At 61.1% G+C, this 18,731-nt stretch carries 15 protein-coding genes; 11 read left to right on the top strand and 4 right to left on the bottom strand.

Translation table 11 applies throughout. The features are described 5' to 3' along the window. Nucleotides 1–51: 51 nt before the first annotated feature. The gene (locus ACOYQJ_RS02330; protein ID WP_422904382.1) at nt 52–1,311 is read right to left on the bottom strand and encodes an ABC transporter substrate-binding protein; all 1,260 of its coding nucleotides are present in this window, start codon (nt 1,309–1,311) and stop codon (nt 52–54) included. A gap of 39 nt (nt 1,312–1,350) precedes the next feature. Next, nucleotides 1,351–2,343 (bottom strand): ABC transporter ATP-binding protein, encoded by a 993-nt coding sequence (locus ACOYQJ_RS02325; protein WP_422904381.1) that lies wholly within the window; start codon nt 2,341–2,343, stop codon nt 1,351–1,353. 275 nt (nt 2,344–2,618) lie between these two features. Here ACOYQJ_RS02325 and ACOYQJ_RS02320 point away from each other — a divergent pair, with 275 nt between their 5' ends. From ACOYQJ_RS02320 to ACOYQJ_RS02295, 6 genes are all read left to right on the top strand, one after another. Next, nucleotides 2,619–3,293: a GntR family transcriptional regulator gene (locus ACOYQJ_RS02320; protein WP_422904380.1), complete on the top strand. Its 675-nt coding sequence runs from the start codon at nt 2,619–2,621 to the stop codon at nt 3,291–3,293. Beyond that, the gene (locus ACOYQJ_RS02315) at nt 3,290–4,108 is read left to right on the top strand and encodes a GNAT family N-acetyltransferase (RefSeq protein WP_422904379.1); all 819 of its coding nucleotides are present in this window, start codon (nt 3,290–3,292) and stop codon (nt 4,106–4,108) included. The genes ACOYQJ_RS02320 and ACOYQJ_RS02315 overlap by 4 nt, the downstream gene beginning before the upstream one ends. Before the next feature lie 73 nt (nt 4,109–4,181). Beyond that, a complete protein-coding gene (locus ACOYQJ_RS02310; RefSeq protein ID WP_422904378.1) occupies nt 4,182–5,099 on the top strand; it encodes a LysR substrate-binding domain-containing protein in 918 nt (305 codons plus the stop codon). 121 nt (nt 5,100–5,220) lie between these two features. Further along, nucleotides 5,221–6,891: a sulfatase-like hydrolase/transferase gene (locus ACOYQJ_RS02305; RefSeq protein WP_422904377.1), complete on the top strand. Its 1,671-nt coding sequence runs from the start codon at nt 5,221–5,223 to the stop codon at nt 6,889–6,891. A gap of 61 nt (nt 6,892–6,952) precedes the next feature. Continuing rightward, nucleotides 6,953–8,005, top strand: coding sequence for a TAXI family TRAP transporter solute-binding subunit (locus ACOYQJ_RS02300; RefSeq protein WP_422904376.1), 1,053 nt, complete (start codon nt 6,953–6,955; stop codon nt 8,003–8,005). 92 nt (nt 8,006–8,097) lie between these two features. After that, nucleotides 8,098–10,437, top strand: coding sequence for a TRAP transporter permease (locus ACOYQJ_RS02295; protein ID WP_422904375.1), 2,340 nt, complete (start codon nt 8,098–8,100; stop codon nt 10,435–10,437). Nucleotides 10,438–10,476: 39 nt separating this feature from the next. Here ACOYQJ_RS02295 and ACOYQJ_RS02290 read toward each other — a convergent pair whose 3' ends face one another. Both ACOYQJ_RS02290 and ACOYQJ_RS02285 read right to left on the bottom strand, forming a co-directional pair. Beyond that, on the bottom strand, nt 10,477–11,436 hold the full coding sequence (locus ACOYQJ_RS02290) for a sugar phosphate isomerase/epimerase family protein (RefSeq protein ID WP_422904374.1): 960 nt from the start codon (nt 11,434–11,436) through the stop codon (nt 10,477–10,479). Nucleotides 11,437–11,587: 151 nt separating this feature from the next. Next, nucleotides 11,588–12,514 (bottom strand): LysR family transcriptional regulator, encoded by a 927-nt coding sequence (locus ACOYQJ_RS02285; RefSeq protein WP_422904373.1) that lies wholly within the window; start codon nt 12,512–12,514, stop codon nt 11,588–11,590. Between the two features lie 101 nt (nt 12,515–12,615). Here ACOYQJ_RS02285 and ACOYQJ_RS02280 point away from each other — a divergent pair, with 101 nt between their 5' ends. From ACOYQJ_RS02280 to ACOYQJ_RS02260, 5 genes are read left to right on the top strand one after another with little or no spacing between them, the layout of a single operon-like run. After that, entirely contained in the window at nt 12,616–13,614 is a 999-nt protein-coding gene (locus tag ACOYQJ_RS02280) for a class 1 fructose-bisphosphatase (RefSeq protein WP_422904372.1), read from the top strand. 17 nt (nt 13,615–13,631) lie between these two features. Then, a complete protein-coding gene (locus ACOYQJ_RS02275; RefSeq protein ID WP_422904371.1) occupies nt 13,632–14,504 on the top strand; it encodes a phosphoribulokinase in 873 nt (290 codons plus the stop codon). A 13-nt stretch (nt 14,505–14,517) separates the two neighbouring features. Beyond that, nucleotides 14,518–16,518, top strand: a complete 2,001-nt coding sequence (gene tkt, locus ACOYQJ_RS02270) for a transketolase (RefSeq protein WP_422904370.1) — start codon at nt 14,518–14,520, stop codon at nt 16,516–16,518. Further along, nucleotides 16,515–17,516: a type I glyceraldehyde-3-phosphate dehydrogenase gene (gene gap, locus ACOYQJ_RS02265; protein WP_422904369.1), complete on the top strand. Its 1,002-nt coding sequence runs from the start codon at nt 16,515–16,517 to the stop codon at nt 17,514–17,516. Before tkt ends, gap begins: the two co-directional genes overlap by 4 nt. Then, nucleotides 17,516–18,724 (top strand): phosphoglycerate kinase, encoded by a 1,209-nt coding sequence (locus ACOYQJ_RS02260; protein WP_422904444.1) that lies wholly within the window; start codon nt 17,516–17,518, stop codon nt 18,722–18,724. The genes gap and ACOYQJ_RS02260 overlap by 1 nt, the downstream gene beginning before the upstream one ends. The last annotated feature ends 7 nt before the right edge of the window (nt 18,725–18,731 follow it).

Raw genomic sequence — 18,731 nt, 5'->3', positions numbered from 1 at the left:
GACCCCGGCGGTTAGGATGGGGACGCCAACTTGGCGCCCCCGGTTGTACGATCAAGCGGCGATAAACTCGTTCCACTTGCGGACCATGTACTGGTTTTCGTCCATGACGGCGTTCCAGCAGGCGACCGAGCCCATGCGGTCATAGAACGAACCGCCATCGCGGATCTCTCCGGCCTTGGCCAGCGGATCACCAAAGGGCGAGGTGATGGTGTCGGTGGCTTCCTTGCCTTCGAACCAATAGCCCCACTCGTTTTCGGACATGTAGTTCTTGGAGGTTTCCGGCACGGCCGAGTAATAGCCTTGACGCATCAGGAAGCCGCCGACCCAGCCATCGAGGTACCAGTTGATGTATTCATAGGCCGCGTCGCGCTCCAGCCCGGTCAGTGCCGCCGACAGGCCGATACCGCCACCCCAGGAACGATAGCCCTCTTCCAGCGGCTGGTAGACGCAATCGATGCCTTTAGATTTGACAGCGGTGATCGCGGGCGACCACATCGACTGGATCACCACCTCGCCTGAGGCCATCAGGTTGACGCTTTCGTCGAAGGACTTCCAGAAGGCGCGGAACTGGCCATTCTTCTTGGCTTCGGTGAAGATTTTCATCGTCAGATCAATCTCTTCACGGGTCATGTTGCCCTTGTCCGGGTAGGTGTATTCGCCCATCGACTCGACCACCATCGCCATGTCCATGATCCCGATCGACGAAATGTCGAGGATCGAGGCCTTGCCCTTGAAGTCGGGGTTCAGCAGTTCCGACCAGTTCTTAATCGGGCGGCCGATCAGATCTGGCCGGATGCCCAGTGTGTCGGCGTTGTAGATCGTGGGGATCAGAGTCATCCAACCGGATTCTTCCTGCACGAAATCGGTGCCATCCGGACCGGAGGTAAAGCCAACCGTGTGCGGCGCAGTGCCTTGCGCGATCTCGCTGTCGGGGGTCAGTTTGCCGCTGCGGAAGATGCCGACGATCTTGTCATAGTTCTTGATCTTGGAGGTATCCATCGCCTGCAGGTTGCCGGTCGGCCAGACCTTTTTGCAGATCCAGTATTCGATATCGGCGATGTCAAAGCTGCCCGGCTGGGTCGCCGCGCGCTGGGTCACACTATCGGAATCCAGCGCCGTCATCTCAAGCGTAAAGCCGAGGTCTTCCTTGACCTTCTGCGCCACCTCGTTGAGGTTCGACACCCCGGTGCCGAACTGGCGCAGGGTCACGTCCTTGATGTTCTGCGCCCAGATCATCGGGGCGCCAAGGGTGCTGCCCGCTGCAAAGGCCGCGCCGCCCTTCAGGACGTTTCTTCTGGAAATCTTTGTCATTGTCTCTCTCCTGGTTGGAAGCTCAGCTCTGGTTGGGTCTCAGGCCGTCAATCGGTGAAGTTTTTCGGCGTCCCAGATCAGACCGACGGTGTCGCCCGGGTTTTTCGGTTGCTCAAAAAAGTGTTGGTCCGGCATCAGCACGATCACCTCTTGATCGCCGGCAATGCGCGCGGCGACGCTGACGTGCGTGCCCTGGTATTCGACCCCGGTGACTGTGGCGTCCTGCTGTCCCTGCCCCGGCACACCAAGACCGACATCATCGGAGCGGATGGCAAATTGTCCTTCGGGCAAAGCCAGCACGTTATGTCCGCCCATGAACCGCGCCACAAAGGCGGTTTTCGGCGCATTGAAAACCTCACGCGCGGGACCGGCCTGTTCGATCTTGGCGTTGTTCATCACGACGATCTCATCGGCCAGTGCCAGAGCCTCGTCCTGCCCGTGGGTGACATGCACAAAGCTGATCCCCAATTCCTGCTGCAGACGGCGCAATTCGCTTCGCATCCGGATGCGCAGGAAAGGGTCCAGCGCCGACAGGGGTTCGTCGAGCAACAGCACCTGCGGCCGCGTGATCAAAGCGCGCGCAAGCGCTACACGCTGTTGCTGACCGCCGGAAAGCTGGTCTGGCAGACGGTCGGCCAGCGCCGTCATGTCCACGAGTTCCAGCATCTCACCCGCAGTCTTGCGGCGGGTGGGCGCATCCACCCCGGCCATCTTCTGACTGAAAGCCACGTTGTCCAGAACGCTCAGGTGCGGGAACAGGGCGTAGTTCTGGAACATCATCGCCGTGCCGCGCTGCGCAGGTGGCAATTTTGAGATGTCGCGCCCCGCCAGCAGGATTGACCCTTCCGTGACGCTTTCATGTCCGGCAATCATCCGCAGGGTCGAAGATTTGCCGCAGCCCGACGGCCCCAGAAAACACGTATAAGAGGCGTGCTTGAAATGATGGCTGACGGTATCAACCGCCAAAGCCTCGCCAAAGCGTTTCGTCACCGAAACCAGTTCCAGATCCTGCCGCTGCGCTGTCGTTGTCATGCCCGTCTCCAAGGTCCTGAGCTAGAAACAGCGCGACTTGCCCCAGTTCGGGCAACAAAAGCCGCCGGGCATTCCGCCGACATGCTTGAGTTTGATGAAAATTGATGCAACCGCACGGGCTGATGCTGAATTTCTGTGCGCAACATTGTATACAATCAGCAAGCGGACCGCACACAACAATCGCAAGGGTTGAGATACAAGGCGCGCTCTGCCAAACCGATTCCCAAGGCGGCCCGGAGCCCGGGCTGGCAAGCAAAATAGTAGTGTGAACCTGTATGAAACCCTCAGCCTCAAGCGAGATCGTTGCGCGAGCCTTGTCCCTTGCCATCCATGAACATCGCCTCGCCCCGGGCACAAAGCTGGGCGAGGATGAACTGGGCGAGATTTACGGCGTCTCGCGGACCATCGTGCGCAGCGCATTGCAAAGCCTTGCGCATATCCAACTGGTGACCATCCAGCGCAATCGCGGGGCTTTCGTCGCGCAGCCCTCGCCCACCGAAGCGCACGAGGTCTTTGAGGCGCGCGAACTGCTGGAGCCGCGCACCGCGCGCAGCGCCGCGCAAAACGCCACCGCCGCCGAGATCGACACACTGCGCCGCCATATCGAGGACGAGCACGCCGCCCTGCACGCCAATGACCACGGCCGCGCGCTGCATCTGTCGGGATTGTTTCATATCGAAATCGCACGTATCGCCGGACAGGCTACCATCGCCAGATTCATCGAAGCCCTTATTGCGCGGTCGTCGCTGATCATTGCGCTCTATTGGCGGCGTGAAAGCGCGCTTTGCGAAAGCCACGCCCATGACGCGCTGATCAAGGCCATCGCCGAAGGCGACGGTCAGGCCGCCGAGGAACTCATGCGCTCGCACCTTGTCGATCTGCACACGGCGTTGAACCTGCGGTCGGTGCAGGCCGCCCCGAAATCCTTGAAAGAGGCCCTCAGCCCATGACCACGCGCCGCATGACCCTGGACGATCTGAAGATGGTGCTGGACTGGGCCGCCGCCGAAGGCTGGAACCCCGGGCTTGACGATGCCGAGGCGTTTTACGCCGCTGACCCCGACGGTTTTTTTCTGAATGAGATCGACGGCCAGCCGGTCGCCGCTGTTTCAGTGGTCAATCACAGTGAGAGCTTTGCCTTTCTCGGGCTGTACATCGCAGCGCCCGACTGGCGCGGGCAAGGTCACGGGATCGCCGTCTGGGATGCGGGGATCGCCCACGCGGGCGCCCGCCGCATTGGGCTGGATGGGGTCCCGGACCAACAGGCCAATTATGCCAAATCGGGCTTTGAATCGAGCGGCAAGACAACCCGCTATCACGGCACACTTCCCAAGGCCGAAAAGCCTTTGGCGCGGCTTGCCACGACGGCCGATCTGGATCACCTCTGCGCCGCAGACAAGCGCGCCTGCGGTGCGGACCGTCCCCGCTTTGCCCGCGCATGGTTCACCAATACCGCCACGCGCAAGACTGTCCTGTTGCCCGGCGGCGATTACGCCACCTTCCGCGCCTGCCGCGAGGGGGTAAAGATCGGCCCGCTGGTGGCGCAGGATGCCCAAGCAGCTCTGGCGCTTTTGTCCAGCCTCCCCGAAGGCTTGCCGACGGGCAGCCTCTATATCGATCTGCCTGACACCTCCTCCGGGCTGGCGGAATTGTTGATCGATCGCGGTTTTGCACCCAGCTTTGAAACTGCTCGGATGTACCGCCCTGCACTGACCACCCGCGCGCAGACGCCGTTCTACGCCACCGCGACGCTGGAGCTGGGCTGACACATGTGGGGATTGCCCCCCGTTGCCTTTGCCGTGACATTGGGCCCCGAACGATCTGCAAGAGGCCCCTGTCATGGCGTTATCCCACATCCGAATGCGCCACCTGCGCTGCTTTCTGGCCGTTGCCCGCCACGGCAGCGCCACCAAGGCCGCCGAAGCGCTTGGCACGGTGCAACCCGGTGTCTCGCGCAGTCTGCGCGAACTTGAGGACGAGATCGGCACGCCCTTGTTTGACCGAAGCGCCCAAGGGCTGGTTCTGAACGAGGCTGGCCGGACGCTGTTCACCTATGTCTCCGGCGGGATAGACCAGCTCGACCGTGGCTTTGACATGCTGCGCAACGAAGTCGGCGACCACCGCGTCACCGCCTATGTGCTGCCCAACGTAGTGCGCATGATCATGCCCGGAGCCGTCCGGCGGTTCAAATCCATCAAACCCGAGGTCGATCTGAATTTCCTCACCGCCACAATCGGAGGGTTGAAAACTTATCTGACAAACAGCGAGATCGACTTCGGCTTTGGCCGGCTCTTGTCTGCCGAGCACATGCACGGGATGAATTTCGAGCATCTGTTTTCCGAACCTCTGGTCTTTTTCGCCCGCGCCGGGCATCCGCTGGCCTCAAGGCGCAACCTGAGCATACAGGAGATTGACCGCCACGAGGTTGTCTTGCCCACCTCTGGCACCATCATCCGGGCCGAGATCGACCGCTTTGTCATTGGACAGGGCATCCAGCGCTTTTCCAACCTCATCGAAACCCTGTCATTCGAATTTGGCCGCAATTACATCACCATGAGCGATGCCATCGCCTGCCATCCCCTTGGCGCGTTGCGGCGGGAACTGGATGCAGGGGACGTCATCCGGCTGGATTTTGCCGCCGGGGCCCTGATGGGATCGGTGGGGCTGACCACGCCTGCAGCGCGCGGCGTCTCGGCAACGGCGGGGCTGCTGATGCAAACCATCCGGGACGAAGTGACTGCACAGGGGCTGTCATAACAAAATCGCTATAGCTAAACTCAAAAGATTATTTTCAATCTGCCCAAATTTCCCTCAGTCTGCCAAAATGGACTTCTAGGATGGGACTCCTGTTCTGCAACGCAGAAAGGAGATGGGGACTTTGGCCAAAGCAAAAAACGTTCTGTTCATCATGTTCGACCAGCTGCGCTGGGATTACCTGAGCTGTTATGGCCATCCACATCTGAAAACACCGAATATTGACCGATTGGCGCAGATGGGCATGCGCTTTACCCGCGCCTATATCCAGTCTCCGATCTGTGGCAGCAGCCGGATGAGCACCTATACCGGACGCTATGTGCACAGTCATGGCGCCAGTTGGAACGGCATCCCGCTGAAGGTTGGCGAGCGCACCATGGGCGATCATCTGCGCGACAATGGCATGGATTGCTTTCTTGTCGGCAAGACCCATATGCGCGCCGACGAAGAGGGCATGGCCCGCCTGGGACTTGCGCCGGATTCGATCATCGGCGCGCGCGTGTCGGAATGCGGCTTTGACGTGTTCGAGCGCGACGACGGCATGCTGCCGGAAGGACCGGATGGCTCTTACGATCCCGATGGCGCGAAAGAGTACAACAAATACCTGCGCGCCAAGGGTTATGAAAGCGACAACCCCTGGCACGACTTTGCCAACTCGGGCTTGGACGAGGACGGCAATGTGCTGTCCGGCTGGTTCCTGAAAAATTCGCCCGAACCTGCAAATATCGCCGAAGAGGACAGCGAAACCCCCTATCTGACCGGACGCGGCATGGCCTTTATGGAACAGCACGACGGCCCTTGGTGCTACCATCTGTCCTATATCAAGCCGCATTGGCCCTATATCGTGCCCGAACCCTATGCGAGCATGTTCGGCCCCGAACATGTGCTGCCGGTGGTGCGCAGCGACAGCGAACGCCAGAACGCCCATCCAGTCTTCAAGGCCTTCATGGACACCAAGGTCGGCGAGACATTTTCGCGCCAAGACGTTCGCGATGCGGTGATCCCGGCCTACATGGGGCTGATCAAACAGGCCGACGACCAGATGGGTCGCCTGTTCAAATGGCTTGAAGACACCGGGCGGATGCAGGACACGATGATCGTCCTGACATCGGACCACGGGGATTTTCTGGGCGATCACTGGATGGGGGAAAAGACCTTTTTCCACGACACCAGCACGCGCGTGCCGCTGATCATCTACGACCCCTCCCCCGAGGCCGACAGCACTCGCGGCAAGGTTTGCGATGCGCTGGTCGAATGCATCGACCTTGCCCCGACCTTTGTCGAAGTGGCGGGGGGCAAACCGGCCTATCACATCCTCGAAGGTGAAAGCCTGCTGCCAATCCTGCATGGCACCGCGACGGACACCCGGCGCGACTATGTGATTTGCGAATATGATTTCTCTGCCACGCCGGTCGCCCATATAAACCATATCGCCGTACGCGACGCCGTGATGTTCATGGTTGCTGACAAACGCTGGAAACTGTCGCACTTTGAAGGGGGCCACCGCCCCATGCTGTTCGATCTGGAAAACGACCCGCAAGAGCTGACCGATCTGGGTGACAGTGTCGAGCATGCCGATATCATCGCGCAGATGTACGACAAGCTGTTCGCATGGACTCGCCGCCAGTCGCAGCGCACCACCCGGTCCGAGGAACAATTGATCGAGATGCGCACCAAGACCCGCAAACGCGGCGTGGTGATCGGCGTCTATGACGAGAATGACACGGCACTGGAACTGACCGTGAAATACCGGGGCCGCAAGGCACCCGACATGAAACAAGGGCCGGGCCACTAGCCCTGCCCCGCCGGGACGTTTGAGGAGGCGCCCCGGCAAAACCAAAATGGGAGGAGACACCATGAACACACTGACCAAAGGCTTTGTCGCGCTTTGCACGGCCGCCACCCTGGCCAGCAGCGCCTTTGCACAGGCCAACCTGACGGCCGAAACCTCTAGCCCGGGCAACAGCCCGCATGCCTCGATCCTGCACATGGCCCAGATCGCCAGCGGCGCGGGCATCGCGAACCTTCAGGTGCAGGAAGGCCAGACCGCGACCAACTCGGTTGTGAACATTGCCGAGGGGCGCACGGACATCGCCTCGGTTCCGCTGATCCTTGCGTTCTTGCTGGAACAGGGGCGCGGGCCTTTTGCCTCTCAGGGGGAAAATGGCGCGGCACTGGCGGCGAACCTTCGGGCACTTTATCCCTATAACGCGGGTGCCTATGGACTTTTCGCGCTGGAAAGCGAAGGCATCGGCAGCTGGGCCGAACTGAAGGGCAAGAACGTCTGGAACGGCCCGCCTCGCGGCGCCGCCCTGGTCAACGCCCGGCAGGCGATCTATCTCGCGGCTGGCCTGAAGGACGGCGAAGACTACACCGGCCACCAAGCCAACTGGGGCCAATTGCCGACCCTTCTGGTCGATGGCTCGATGGATGCTTTCGTGGTGCCGATGACCTTCCCATCGCCGCGCGTGACCACCATGCAAGCGGCAGGCAATGTCGTCATGGTCTCGACCCCCAAAGATGTTTTTGAAAGCGATGCGTATCAAAAGATCTTCAAGGCCCCTGGCAACGTTCCGATCGTGGTCAAATGGGAGGACATGGGGTACGGCGATGGAAAGGGCATTCGCCTGATCTCGGAGGATGGAGTGTTCCGCGGCATGGGCACCGCCTTTGCCGATATGGTCAACAAGGACATGCCCTTTGACACGGCCAAGGCGCTGGTGGCCGAGTACATTGCGCAGATCGACGCCCTCAAAGCCAAGACCGCCTATATGCCCAACGTCAATGTCGCTGTTCTGGATGCCGAGGCCTCGGGCTTTTGTGGCGTGAACCCTTTGAAGTATCACCCCGGCGCCGTCGCCGCATGGGAGGAGGCGGGCTATACCGTCCCGGACTGCGCCAAGGAATAACGGCCAGCGGGGGCCCGAGCTACGGCTATGGCCCCCGCTGCTTCCCGAAATCCGACATCTGACAAACTGACCAAGGGTCAGAAGAGGGCTTCATGACAAACGACATCCCCGTACAGCGCGATCTTTACCAGCGTCTGGCCCTTGTTCTGGGCCTGATCCTTGTGGTGATCGGAATGCTGAACACCCTGCCCACCTTGCCCGGCCTTGACACCTGGGTCTCGGATACCTTTGGCGAAGGCGTGGTGATCCGGCGGTTCAGCTATGAATACCTCTTCCCGCTGTCCTTTGTGCTGATGATGACCACCGTCGCGATGCAGCACAGCTTTGCCCGCGATTTCAATGACCGCGGCACGGGGCTGTTCCGCATGGGGCTTTTGATGGATGTCGCGCTTGTCACAATGGCTTTTGCGGTCGCCGCCGGCTATCTGATCGAGATCGACAGTGTCTGCCTGATCGACCAGTTCACCGGTGCGCGCGCCGAGCTGATCGTCCAGGCTCTGAAAGACGAAATCGAATTCGCCGAACTGATGGGCCTGCCAGAGCCGACCACTGTCGATGACCCATCCTGCATCAGCACGCTAGGTCTGTGGATTTTTCCGCTGGTCGCCGTCGCTATCGCGGTTTTCCTTGGCTACAACGTGCGGATCTGGGGGTTTCCTCTGGTCGGAGTGGCCATCGCCATTGCGGCCTACACGCTGTTGACCGTACTGGTCTGGTACTACCTCGGCGCTGAGGACATGAACAAATACCTCGTCACCAAACTGGGCGGTGAGCCGCGCATGCTGCTGGATGGGCGCCCGAACATGCGCGACATCCTTGTGAACAATGCCCAAGGGCTGTTGGGCCGGTTCATGGGCATCCTGATGAACACGGTCTTTCCCTATATCGTGCTTGGCTCGCTGTTTGGCGTCTCTGCAGGCGGGCGGTCCTTGATCAAACTGGCCTTCCTGTGGACGCGGCGCATGCGCGGCGGACCTGCCCACGCGGCGATTGTCAGCTCGGCCCTGTTTGGCACGATTTCCGGCGGGCCGGTGGTCAATGTGCTGTCCACCGGCGTGCTGACCATCCCGATGATGCTGCGGCGCGGCTTTTCCAAGACCTTCGCCGGCGGGATCGAGGCTGCGGCCTCCTCCGGGGGGCAGATCATGCCGCCGGTCATGGGCGTCGCAGCCTTTGTGCTGGCCGCGATGACCGTCGTGCCCTACCGCGAGGTGATTATTGCCGCCATCCTGCCTGCCGTCGCCTATTTCGGCTGCCTGTTCCTGACGGTCATCTTTCAGGCCCGCAAACAAGGGCTTGAGGCAGTCGGAGAGGCCACCGAAGACATGCGCCTGACCCGCGAGGACAAGATCCACCTGATCATGATCTTCGCGCCCATTGCGCTGATCCTGCTGTTCCTGCTGACCCCGAAAGAGGCGGTTGGTTGCGGTCCGCTGGCGGGCCTTTGGGGGATCACCCAGATCATCACCGAAAACGGCTGCCGCGCCGAGAACCTGCCTTGGCTGATGGAGCTGTTCCAGAATTCGGCAGGCGATGCAGGATCGGCGGGCTGGTGGGCGGCGGCGCTGCTGCTGGTCCTGTTCTTTCTGGACCGCGAAATCCGCCAGAACCCGGGCAAGATCGTCTTTGCCCTGGCCGATGCGGGTGTGCTGGTCAGTCGCCTCTACCTGATGTTCCTTGCGGTTTCGGTCATCGACTTCTGCCTGAACCTGACGGGCCTGTCGAACTATGTCGCGGTGGATATCCTTGGCTGGCTGCGCACCTCGGGCGGGATCATTGCCGAAAGCGGGTTCTTCTTGTTCCTCGCCCTTCTGGCGACCATGGTCATGGCGATCCTTCTGGGCATGGGGATGCCCACAGTGCCCGCCTACATCAACGTCGCGCTGCTGATGGGGCCGATGCTGGTGGGGCTTGGGATCGCCAGCTTTACCGCCAATATGTTCATCTTCTACTTTGCTGTCGCCTCGGCCATCACGCCACCTGTCGCGGTGGCCGCCTTTGCGGCCTCATCCATCACCAAGGCTGATCCCTTGCGCACCGGGTTTGCGGCGGTCAAGGCGGGCGTGGTGATCTTTGTGATCCCCTTCATCTTTGCCTTCTACCCCGAGCTTTTGCTGATCGAAGCGGCCCAGTTGAACCCGGTGTCCGGGGCCGGGCGCTACCTGAGCGGCCTTGATGGCACCGTGCATCCGTTGCACCTGATGTTCGTCTGCGCGCGGGTCGGGATGTCGCTGTATCTTCTGGCCACCGTTCTTGCCCGGTTCGAAGCGCGCCGGATCGGCGGATTTGAAAGCCTGCTGCGTCTGGCGCTGGCATTGCTGGTGCTGCACAAACTGATCTTCGTCTTCGGGCCTGCCATCGCGGCGGCACTGGTGCTGATCGGCTGGCATTGGCAGGGGCGCAAGGCTCCCGCTCCCAACGCGGCGCCGTGAAGCCGCAGGAAAGGTGTTCTTGCTCGGCGTAAAACTGTCTTAGACCGCCTGCGTTTGGAAATCCGGCGCGGCAAGAGGCATCGCGCGCTTGAGCAAATCCACTGACCTTTCCAGCCCTTCGAGCGTGTTGAGCAGCATGTCTTCTTGCTCGATGCTCAGCCAGCCATCATATCCCGCCATCTTCAAGCGATAGCAAAACTGGCGCCACCATTCGTCGCCGTGGCCATAACCCAAGGTGACATAAGACCAGGACCGCGATGGAATATCCACGAGCGAGCCAGTCTCAAGCAACGACGTCACCGCCTGCGCCGGAGCGTTCAGCATCGTGTCCTTGGCATGCACATGGTAAATCGCCTCCCCCAGCGCTTCGGCCGCGACAAGCGGATCGGCCCCCATCCAGAACAGGTGGCTCGGGTCCAGATTGGCGCCCACCACGGGGCCTACTTCATCACGCAATTGCATCAGCGAGGGCACGTTATAGACGCATTGGTTACCATGCAGCTCCAGCGCGATCCGTTCGACACCGGCGTCGCGCGCCAGCGCAACAATGCCGGTCCAGAAGGGAAACAAGACCTCTTCCCACTGATAGCGCAGAATGTCCTGCGTCTCGGGCGGCCAGGACGAGACGACCCAGTTCGGCATGGTGTCATTCGGGTTGCCAGCGGGCAGCCCCGACATGGTGCAAACCGTCTTGACCCCAAGTTCTCCGGCAAGGCGGATGGTATCGACAAGGCAATCTGCCTGTCCCCGGTCCACCGGATGCAAGGGATTGCCGTTCGCGTTCAGGCTGACAATCTCAAGATCGCGGTCCGCAAAGGCCTGGCGAAAGCGTTTGCGCGCCCTGGAACTGTTGTTCAACTCGGACAAATCAAGATGGGGCGCTGTCGACCAGCCGCCCGTGTTCATCTCGACACCCGAAACTCCAAGACGTGCCGCATGGTCCAGCATGTCGTCAAAGCTTAGCGCTCCAAGACTGTCGGATACGAATCCCAGTTTCATCTGCTCACCTCATAACGACGGCGAGCTTTCATGCCCGCTCTCACAATCGCGCTACGATACCTGCGAAAGCCCGTTGAAGCGATAGGTTGAAAACCAACAGTTTGAACCAATTTGAAAGCTTTCCCCGAACCCCGGTCCGGTCGAAACGCTTTTAAAAGTCGAGGGCCGGCAGGGCGTCTTTGCCATGCTCGGCGATCCAATCCCGAACCCGTTTGGTAGCAGGCAAAGACGTATAAGATGGGGTAAGAAGGAACCATTGCCGCCAGATCGGCAGTCCGGGGCAATCCAGCGCCACCAACCGCCCGGTCGCCAGCTCGTCGGCCACCGTATGGGCCGAGATCAGCGCAACGCCAAGCCCGTTCATCACGGATTGTTTGATGGTCTCGTTGCTGTCCATTTCGATCACCTGCACCTCGCGCCCCTGCCCGACTTCGTCCAGATAGCGGGTCGCCAGAATGCGTGTCCCCGATCCCGGTTCGCGCATGACAAAGACTTCGTCCAAGAGACGGTTGATGCTGACCGGTCCCTGCCCGACCAAGGGATGATCTGCGGCAGCAATCAGGATGTGCGGATGCGGCGCCAGCACCCGAGAGGCCATCAACGGGTCGCGCGGCGGCCGCCCCATGATGCACAGATCCAGCCGATGCTCGCTCAACGCCTGCAGGATCTCACTGCGGTTGCCCACCTTCAGACGGATGTCGACTTCGGGCATGGCGGCCCGCAACCGAGCCACGATTCGAGGCGCGAAATACTTGCCGGTGCTCACGACACCCAAGACGACGCGCCCGATTTGCCCGCGATCCAGTGCCTCGATGGTGTGACAGGCGCGACCGAGCGCCGCACGTGCCTCCGCATGGGCCTGAAGCAGCGCTTCGCCCTGAGGCGTCGGGATCATCCGCTTTTTCGCCTCGCGCACCAGCAGCGGGCTGCCAACGGCATCCTCCAATGATTTCAATTGGCTATGCACAGCCGGGCCGGTCAGCCCAAGGCCTTCGGCAGCCTGCGTAATACTGCCTTCCTGAATGACGGCAGCAAGGGCGCGCAATTGCTTGAAGGTGATGTGATCGTAGCGTGACAAAACTTTTCCTTACACATCTATCAGAATTTTTAAATTTTCTTATCACCGCAACCCGTGGAACTCAATGACTGCACCGGACGAGGATGGGAGGCCCCGACCACATGCAGTCACTTAACGCCAATACCGCGATCCCGCAGGATCTGCGCCCCGTGATGGAGGCGCTCTGCCGCGTCGCTGCCGATCTGTCGAACCTGATCGCGCGTGGGCCTTTGGGCGGCGCCCTTGGTGCCAGCGTCGGTAACAACACCGATGGCGACGACCAGAAAGCACTGGATGTCATGGCCGACGACGCCTTTGCCACAGCTTTGCGCGGCACTGGCATCCGCTGGTACGCCTCGGAGGAGCAGGAAGATGTGGTTCAGATTGATACGGATGGCACATTGGCCATCGCCATCGACCCGCTTGACGGCTCATCCAACATTGATGTGAACGTCTCCATCGGCACGATTTTCGGCATTCAGCCTGCGACCGCGGATGCCAGCGGGACATTCCTGCGCGAAGGACGTCACCTGATCGCCTCGGGCTATTTCATCTACGGTCCGCAAAGCGCGCTGGTGGTCACCTTTGGTGAAGGCGTCCGGCAGTTCATCCTTGATCGTGCAACAAATACTTTTGTCGAGGCAGTAACTGCCCCGTCGATTCCACCCGCGTCGACCGAATTTGCCATCAATGCCTCGAACTATCGGCACTGGGCACCGCCAGTCCGCGCCTATATCGACGACTGCCTTGCCGGCGAAGACGGCCCTCGGGCGCGGAATTTCAATATGCGCTGGGTGGCCTCGCTGGTGGCCGAAACCCACCGGATCATGACGCGCGGCGGTATCTTCTTGTACCCGGCCGACGCTCGCCCCGGGTACGAACAGGGCCGCCTGCGTCTGATCTATGAATGCGCCCCGATCGCGCTACTGGTCGAACAGGCGGGCGGCAACGCCACCACCGGCACATCGCCCATCCTTGACCGGGTGCCAGACAGCCTGCACGCCCGCACGCCCTTTGTCTTTGGAACCTCGGACAAGGTCGCCCGCGTGGCCAGCTATCACGACCTGCCCCAACACGAAGTCTCGGCCCTTTTTGCCCAACGCGGCCTGTTCCGCGCCTGACCTGAAAGCAGTCCCCCATGTCCAAGAAACATCCGATCATCTCGGTGACCGGCTCCTCTGGTGCCGGCACCACCACCGTCAAATCCACCTTCGACCAGATCTTTCGGCGCGAAGGGATCAGCACGGTCTCTATCGAAGGGGACGCCTTTCACCGCTTTGACCGCGCAGCGATGAAGGCCGAACTGGACGCCCGCAAGGCCGCAGGCGACGAGACCTTCAGCCATTTCAGTTATGACGCCAACGAACTTGCCAAGCTCGAAGACGTCTTTCGGACCTATGGCGAAACCGGCAAAGGCGAGACCCGCCACTATATCCACGATGACGACGAAGCCGCCCGCTATGGCGCCGCCCCCGGAACCTTTACCGATTGGGCCCCCTTTGAAGACGGCAGCGACCTGTTGTTCTACGAAGGGCTGCACGGCGCCGTCGTCAGCGACGAGGTGAATCTGGCCGCTCAGGCCGACCTGAAGATCGGCGTCGTGCCGGTGATCAACCTCGAATGGATTCAAAAGATCCACCGTGACAGCGACAAGCGCGGCTACACCACCGAGGCGGTCACCGACACAATCCTGCGCCGCATGCATGCCTATGTGCACTGCATCTGCCCGCAGTTTTCGGAAACCGACATCAATTTCCAGCGCGTACCGGTTGTCGACACCTCGAATCCCTTCATCGCCCGCTGGATTCCAACGCCGGACGAAAGCCTTGTCGTGATCCGGTTCAAAAGCCCGCGCGGGATCGATTTCCCATATCTGACCTCAATGATCGAAGGCAGCTGGATGACCCGCGCCAATTCCATCGTGATCCCTGGCGGCAAGATGGATCTGGCGATGCAGCTGATCTTTACGCCGATGGTCTGCCGGCTTGTCCACGAATCCAAGCGCGCCTGAGGAGACCCTGAAGATGAACATCCAAACCTCTGTTACAGCTCATGAAACCCTGATGGCCAACGCCATCCGAGCATTGACAATGGACGCGGTCCAGGCGGCGAATTCGGGCCATCCCGGCGCGCCGATGGGACTGGCCGATGTGGCGACCGTCTTGTTCAACCGTTTTATCACCCTGGACCCTTCATCGCCTGATTGGCCCGACCGCGACCGCTTTGTGATGAGCGCGGGCCATGGCTCGATGCTGGTCTACGCGATCCACCACCTGCTGGGCTATGAGGACATGGGGATCGACCAGTTGCGCGCATTTCGCCAGTTGGGGGCCCGCACCGCAGGCCATCCGGAATACGGCCATGCCAAGGGGATCGAGACGACGACAGGCCCCTTGGGACAGGGCATCGCCACCGCCGTCGGTATGGCCTTGGCCGAGCGGATGCTGAACGCGCGCTTTGGCGACGATCTGCAAGATCACTACACCTATGTACTGGCCGGTGACGGCTGCCTGATGGAGGGGATCAGCCACGAAGCCATTGATATGGCTGGACACCTTGGCCTTGGCCAGCTGGTGGTCTTCTGGGACGACAATAGAATTACGATTGACGGAGCGACGGATCTTTCGACCTCGACCGATCAGGCCAAACGCTTTGAGGCCGCAGGTTGGCATGTGCAATCCATCGATGGCCACAACAACGAAAGTATTGCCCGCGCCATTGACGCCGCACACGCCGACGCACGCCCCTCGATGATCGCCTGCCGCACGGTGATTGGCAAAGGCGCGCCCAATATGGCCGGGTCACACAAAGTGCATGGCGCCCCCTTGGGCGACGCGGAAATTGCCGCAACCCGCGAGGCGCTTGGCTGGTCTTATCCGGCTTTCGAGGTGCCCGAAGAGGTCTACCGCCTATGGCAAAGCGTGTCGCAGCGCGGCGCCAAGGCGCGCGCGGCATGGGATGCTCGCAAGGCCAACAACGCAAAGGCGCGTGCCTTTGATACCGCTTTTGCTGCGCCCGATGCCAAGGCCCTTCATAAGGCGATCACGTCTTACAAACAGCGGCTTAGCGCCGACCAACCCAAGGTCGCGACCCGGAAGGCCAGCGAAATGGCGCTGGAGGTGGTCACTGCCACGCTGCCCATGATGGTTGGCGGATCGGCGGATCTGACCGGTTCAAACCTGACCCAGACCAAGGGGCAATTGCCAGTTTCCAAGGCGGATTACAGCGGCAGCTACATCCACTACGGCATCCGCGAACATGGCATGGCTGCGGCGATGAACGGCATCGCTCTGCACGGCGGCTTGCGTCCCTACGGCGGCACGTTTCTGGCCTTTGCCGACTATTGCCGCCCCTCGATCCGCCTGTCCGCACTGATGGGCGTGCCGGTGACCTATGTGATGACCCATGACAGCATCGGACTGGGCGAAGACGGCCCGACACACCAGCCGGTCGAGACCATCGCCAGCCTGCGCGCCATGCCAAATCTGACGGTCATGCGCCCGGCCGATGCGGTCGAAACCGCCGAAGCATGGGAGATCGCGGCAACCTCGCAAACCACGCCAACGGTGCTGTGCCTGTCCCGTCAGGGTCTGCCAACCATTCGCACAAATCATAGTGATACCAATATGGTAGCGCGCGGAGCTTATGTCCTGAAAGAGGCGGCAGGTGGGCGGGATGTGACCCTGATCGCCAGCGGATCAGAGATGCAGCTGGCAATCAAAGCCTCAGAAGCCCTTGGTGCAAAGGGCATCCGCGCCGCCGTCGTTTCGGCCCCAAGCTTTGAGCTCTTTGCCCAGCAAAGCGCCGACTATCAGGCCTGCGTTCGCGGCACCGCGCCACGGGTCGGGGTCGAGGCAGCCATCCGGCAGGGATGGGAGTGCTTGCTCGACCGCGATGACGCCTTTGTCGGGATGACAAGTTTCGGCGCTTCGGCCCCCGCCGACCAACTTTACGAACACTTCAATATCACCGTCCAAGCTATTGTTGCAGCGACGAAATCCATGATCGAAAGGGGAAACGCATGACCACAAGGGTTGCCATCAACGGGTTTGGGCGCATCGGGCGCAACGTGCTGCGCGCCATCGCGGAATCGGGCCGGAACGACATCGAGGTCGTGGCGATCAACGATCTTGGCCCGGTGGAAACCAACGCACATCTGCTGCAATTCGACAGCGTGCACGGGCGTTTCCCCCATGAGGTCACGGTCAAGGGCAATGCCATCGATATCGGCTATGGTCCGATCGAGGTCACGGCCGAGCGTGACCCGGCCAATCTGCCGTGGAAGGGCGTGGACGTGGCGCTGGAATGCACCGGCATTTTCACCGCACGAGACAAGGCCGCCCTGCACCTTGAGAACGGATCGAAGCGGGTGCTGGTCAGCGCCCCCGCTGCCGGAGCCGACAAGACGGTGGTCTTCGGCGTGAACCACAGCGATCTCAAGCCTTCGGATGTCGTCGTCTCAAATGCGTCCTGTACGACGAACTGCCTGTCCCCCGTCGCCAAGGCGCTGAACGACGCCATCGGCATCGACAAGGGCTTCATGACCACGATCCACAGCTATACCGGCGATCAGCCGACACTGGACACCATGCACCCCGATCTGTACCGCGCGCGCGCCGCCGCGATGAGCATGATCCCGACCAGCACCGGGGCCGCCAAGGCTGTTGGACTGGTGCTGCCGGAGCTCAACGGCAAGCTTGACGGCGTGGCGATCCGCGTGCCGACGCCCAATGTCTCGGTGGTGGATCTGGTGTTCGAGGCCAGCCGCGACACCACCGTCGAAGAGGTCAACGAAGCGATCCGCGCCGCCGCTGACGGGCCGTTGCGGGGCGTGCTGGGATACACCGATAAACCGAATGTTTCCATGGACTTCAACCACGACTCTCATTCGTCGATCTTCCACATGGATCAGACCAAGGTGATGGCGGGCCGCATGGTGCGCATCCTGTCCTGGTATGACAACGAATGGGGTTTTTCCAATCGCATGGCAGACACCGCCTGCGCCATGGGGAGGCTGATATGATGCAAGTCCCGACGATCATGGATGTCGATGTCCGCGGCAAACGTGTGCTGGTCCGCGCCGATCTAAACGTGCCGATGGAGGGCAAGCGCGTCACCGATGCCACCCGCATCACCCGTTTTGCCGCGGGCATGAAGCCTCTGCTGGCGCGCGGTGCGCGGTTGGTGATCCTGACTCATTTCGGCCGACCTCAGCCAAACGTCATGGATCCGGTTTTTTCCGTGGACAAGCTGCGCCCCGCTTTGGCCGAAGCGCTGGGATGTCCGGTGAAGTTTTCGGACACCTGCTCCACACAGGCCGCCGTGATCCTGTCCGAGGGGTTGCAAGATGGCGAAGTTCTGCTGTGCGAGAACCTGCGCTACAATCCCGGCGAAACGCAGAACGATCCGGCATTTGCGGCGGCGCTGTCGAAGCTTGGTGATCTTTACGTCAATGACGCCTTTTCCTGCGCCCACCGCGCCCATGCTTCGACCGAAGGGCTCGCGCACCACCTGCCCGCCTATGCCGGACCGCTTTTGATCGAGGAAATCAATGCTTTGGGCAGCGCGCTTGAAGCGCCTGAAAGGCCCGCGGTGGCCATCGTCGGCGGCGCCAAGGTCTCGTCCAAGATCGCGGTTCTGAAAAATCTCGTCGGCAAACTGGATCATGTGATCATCGGCGGCGGAATGGCTAATACGTTTCTGTTCGCGGACGGCGCGCCCATGGGCAAATCGCTGCATGAAGCCGGTGAAGTCGAAACCGTGCGCGATATTCAACGGCTGGCCAAGACCGCAGGCTGCGTAATCCACCTGCCCCAGGACGTGGTCGCCGCCTATGATTTTGCCCCCAAGGCCCGGCACGAGATCACCGCCGCGGATCATTGCCCAAGTGATGCGATGATCCTTGACGCTGGCCCCAAGGCGCTGGCCGATTTCCAGACCGTCTTGGCGGGGTGCAACACCATCCTGTGGAACGGCCCCCTGGGCGCCTTTGAAGTGCAGCCCTTTGACCAGTCAACAAAGCTGCTGGCGCAAACCGCCGCTGATCTGACTCGTCAGGGGCTGGCGGTCAGCGTGGCGGGCGGCGGGGACACCGTCGCTGCGCTGAACGCCGCCGGGGTCGCCGATGACTTTACCTATGTCTCCTCCGCCGGAGGGGCCTTTCTGGAATGGCTGGAGGGCAAGACGCTCCCCGGTATCGCGGCGCTGCAAGCCGCCGCAAAAGCAGCCTGAGGGAGGA

The organism is Pacificoceanicola algae (assembly GCF_049341065.1).
Taxonomy (GTDB): domain Bacteria; phylum Pseudomonadota; class Alphaproteobacteria; order Rhodobacterales; family Rhodobacteraceae; genus Pacificoceanicola.
This window is presented reverse-complemented; position numbering and strand designations above follow the sequence as displayed.

What these genes read in the sequence shown, in the direction of transcription:
- ACOYQJ_RS02330 (WP_422904382.1), bottom strand. Translation starts at nt 1,311, where the DNA reads ATGACAAAGATTTCCAGAAGAAACGTCCTGAAGGGCGGCGCGGCCTTT.
- ACOYQJ_RS02325 (WP_422904381.1), bottom strand. Translation starts at nt 2,343, where the DNA reads ATGACAACGACAGCGCAGCGGCAGGATCTGGAACTGGTTTCGGTGACG.
- ACOYQJ_RS02320 (WP_422904380.1), top strand. Translation starts at nt 2,619, where the DNA reads ATGAAACCCTCAGCCTCAAGCGAGATCGTTGCGCGAGCCTTGTCCCTT.
- ACOYQJ_RS02315 (WP_422904379.1), top strand. Translation starts at nt 3,290, where the DNA reads ATGACCACGCGCCGCATGACCCTGGACGATCTGAAGATGGTGCTGGAC.
- ACOYQJ_RS02310 (WP_422904378.1), top strand. Translation starts at nt 4,182, where the DNA reads ATGGCGTTATCCCACATCCGAATGCGCCACCTGCGCTGCTTTCTGGCC.
- ACOYQJ_RS02300 (WP_422904376.1), top strand. Translation starts at nt 6,953, where the DNA reads ATGAACACACTGACCAAAGGCTTTGTCGCGCTTTGCACGGCCGCCACC.
- ACOYQJ_RS02295 (WP_422904375.1), top strand. Translation starts at nt 8,098, where the DNA reads ATGACAAACGACATCCCCGTACAGCGCGATCTTTACCAGCGTCTGGCC.
- ACOYQJ_RS02290 (WP_422904374.1), bottom strand. Translation starts at nt 11,436, where the DNA reads ATGAAACTGGGATTCGTATCCGACAGTCTTGGAGCGCTAAGCTTTGAC.
- ACOYQJ_RS02280 (WP_422904372.1), top strand. Translation starts at nt 12,616, where the DNA reads ATGCAGTCACTTAACGCCAATACCGCGATCCCGCAGGATCTGCGCCCC.
- ACOYQJ_RS02275 (WP_422904371.1), top strand. Translation starts at nt 13,632, where the DNA reads ATGTCCAAGAAACATCCGATCATCTCGGTGACCGGCTCCTCTGGTGCC.
- tkt (WP_422904370.1), top strand. Translation starts at nt 14,518, where the DNA reads ATGAACATCCAAACCTCTGTTACAGCTCATGAAACCCTGATGGCCAAC.
- gap (WP_422904369.1), top strand. Translation starts at nt 16,515, where the DNA reads ATGACCACAAGGGTTGCCATCAACGGGTTTGGGCGCATCGGGCGCAAC.
- ACOYQJ_RS02260 (WP_422904444.1), top strand. Translation starts at nt 17,516, where the DNA reads ATGCAAGTCCCGACGATCATGGATGTCGATGTCCGCGGCAAACGTGTG.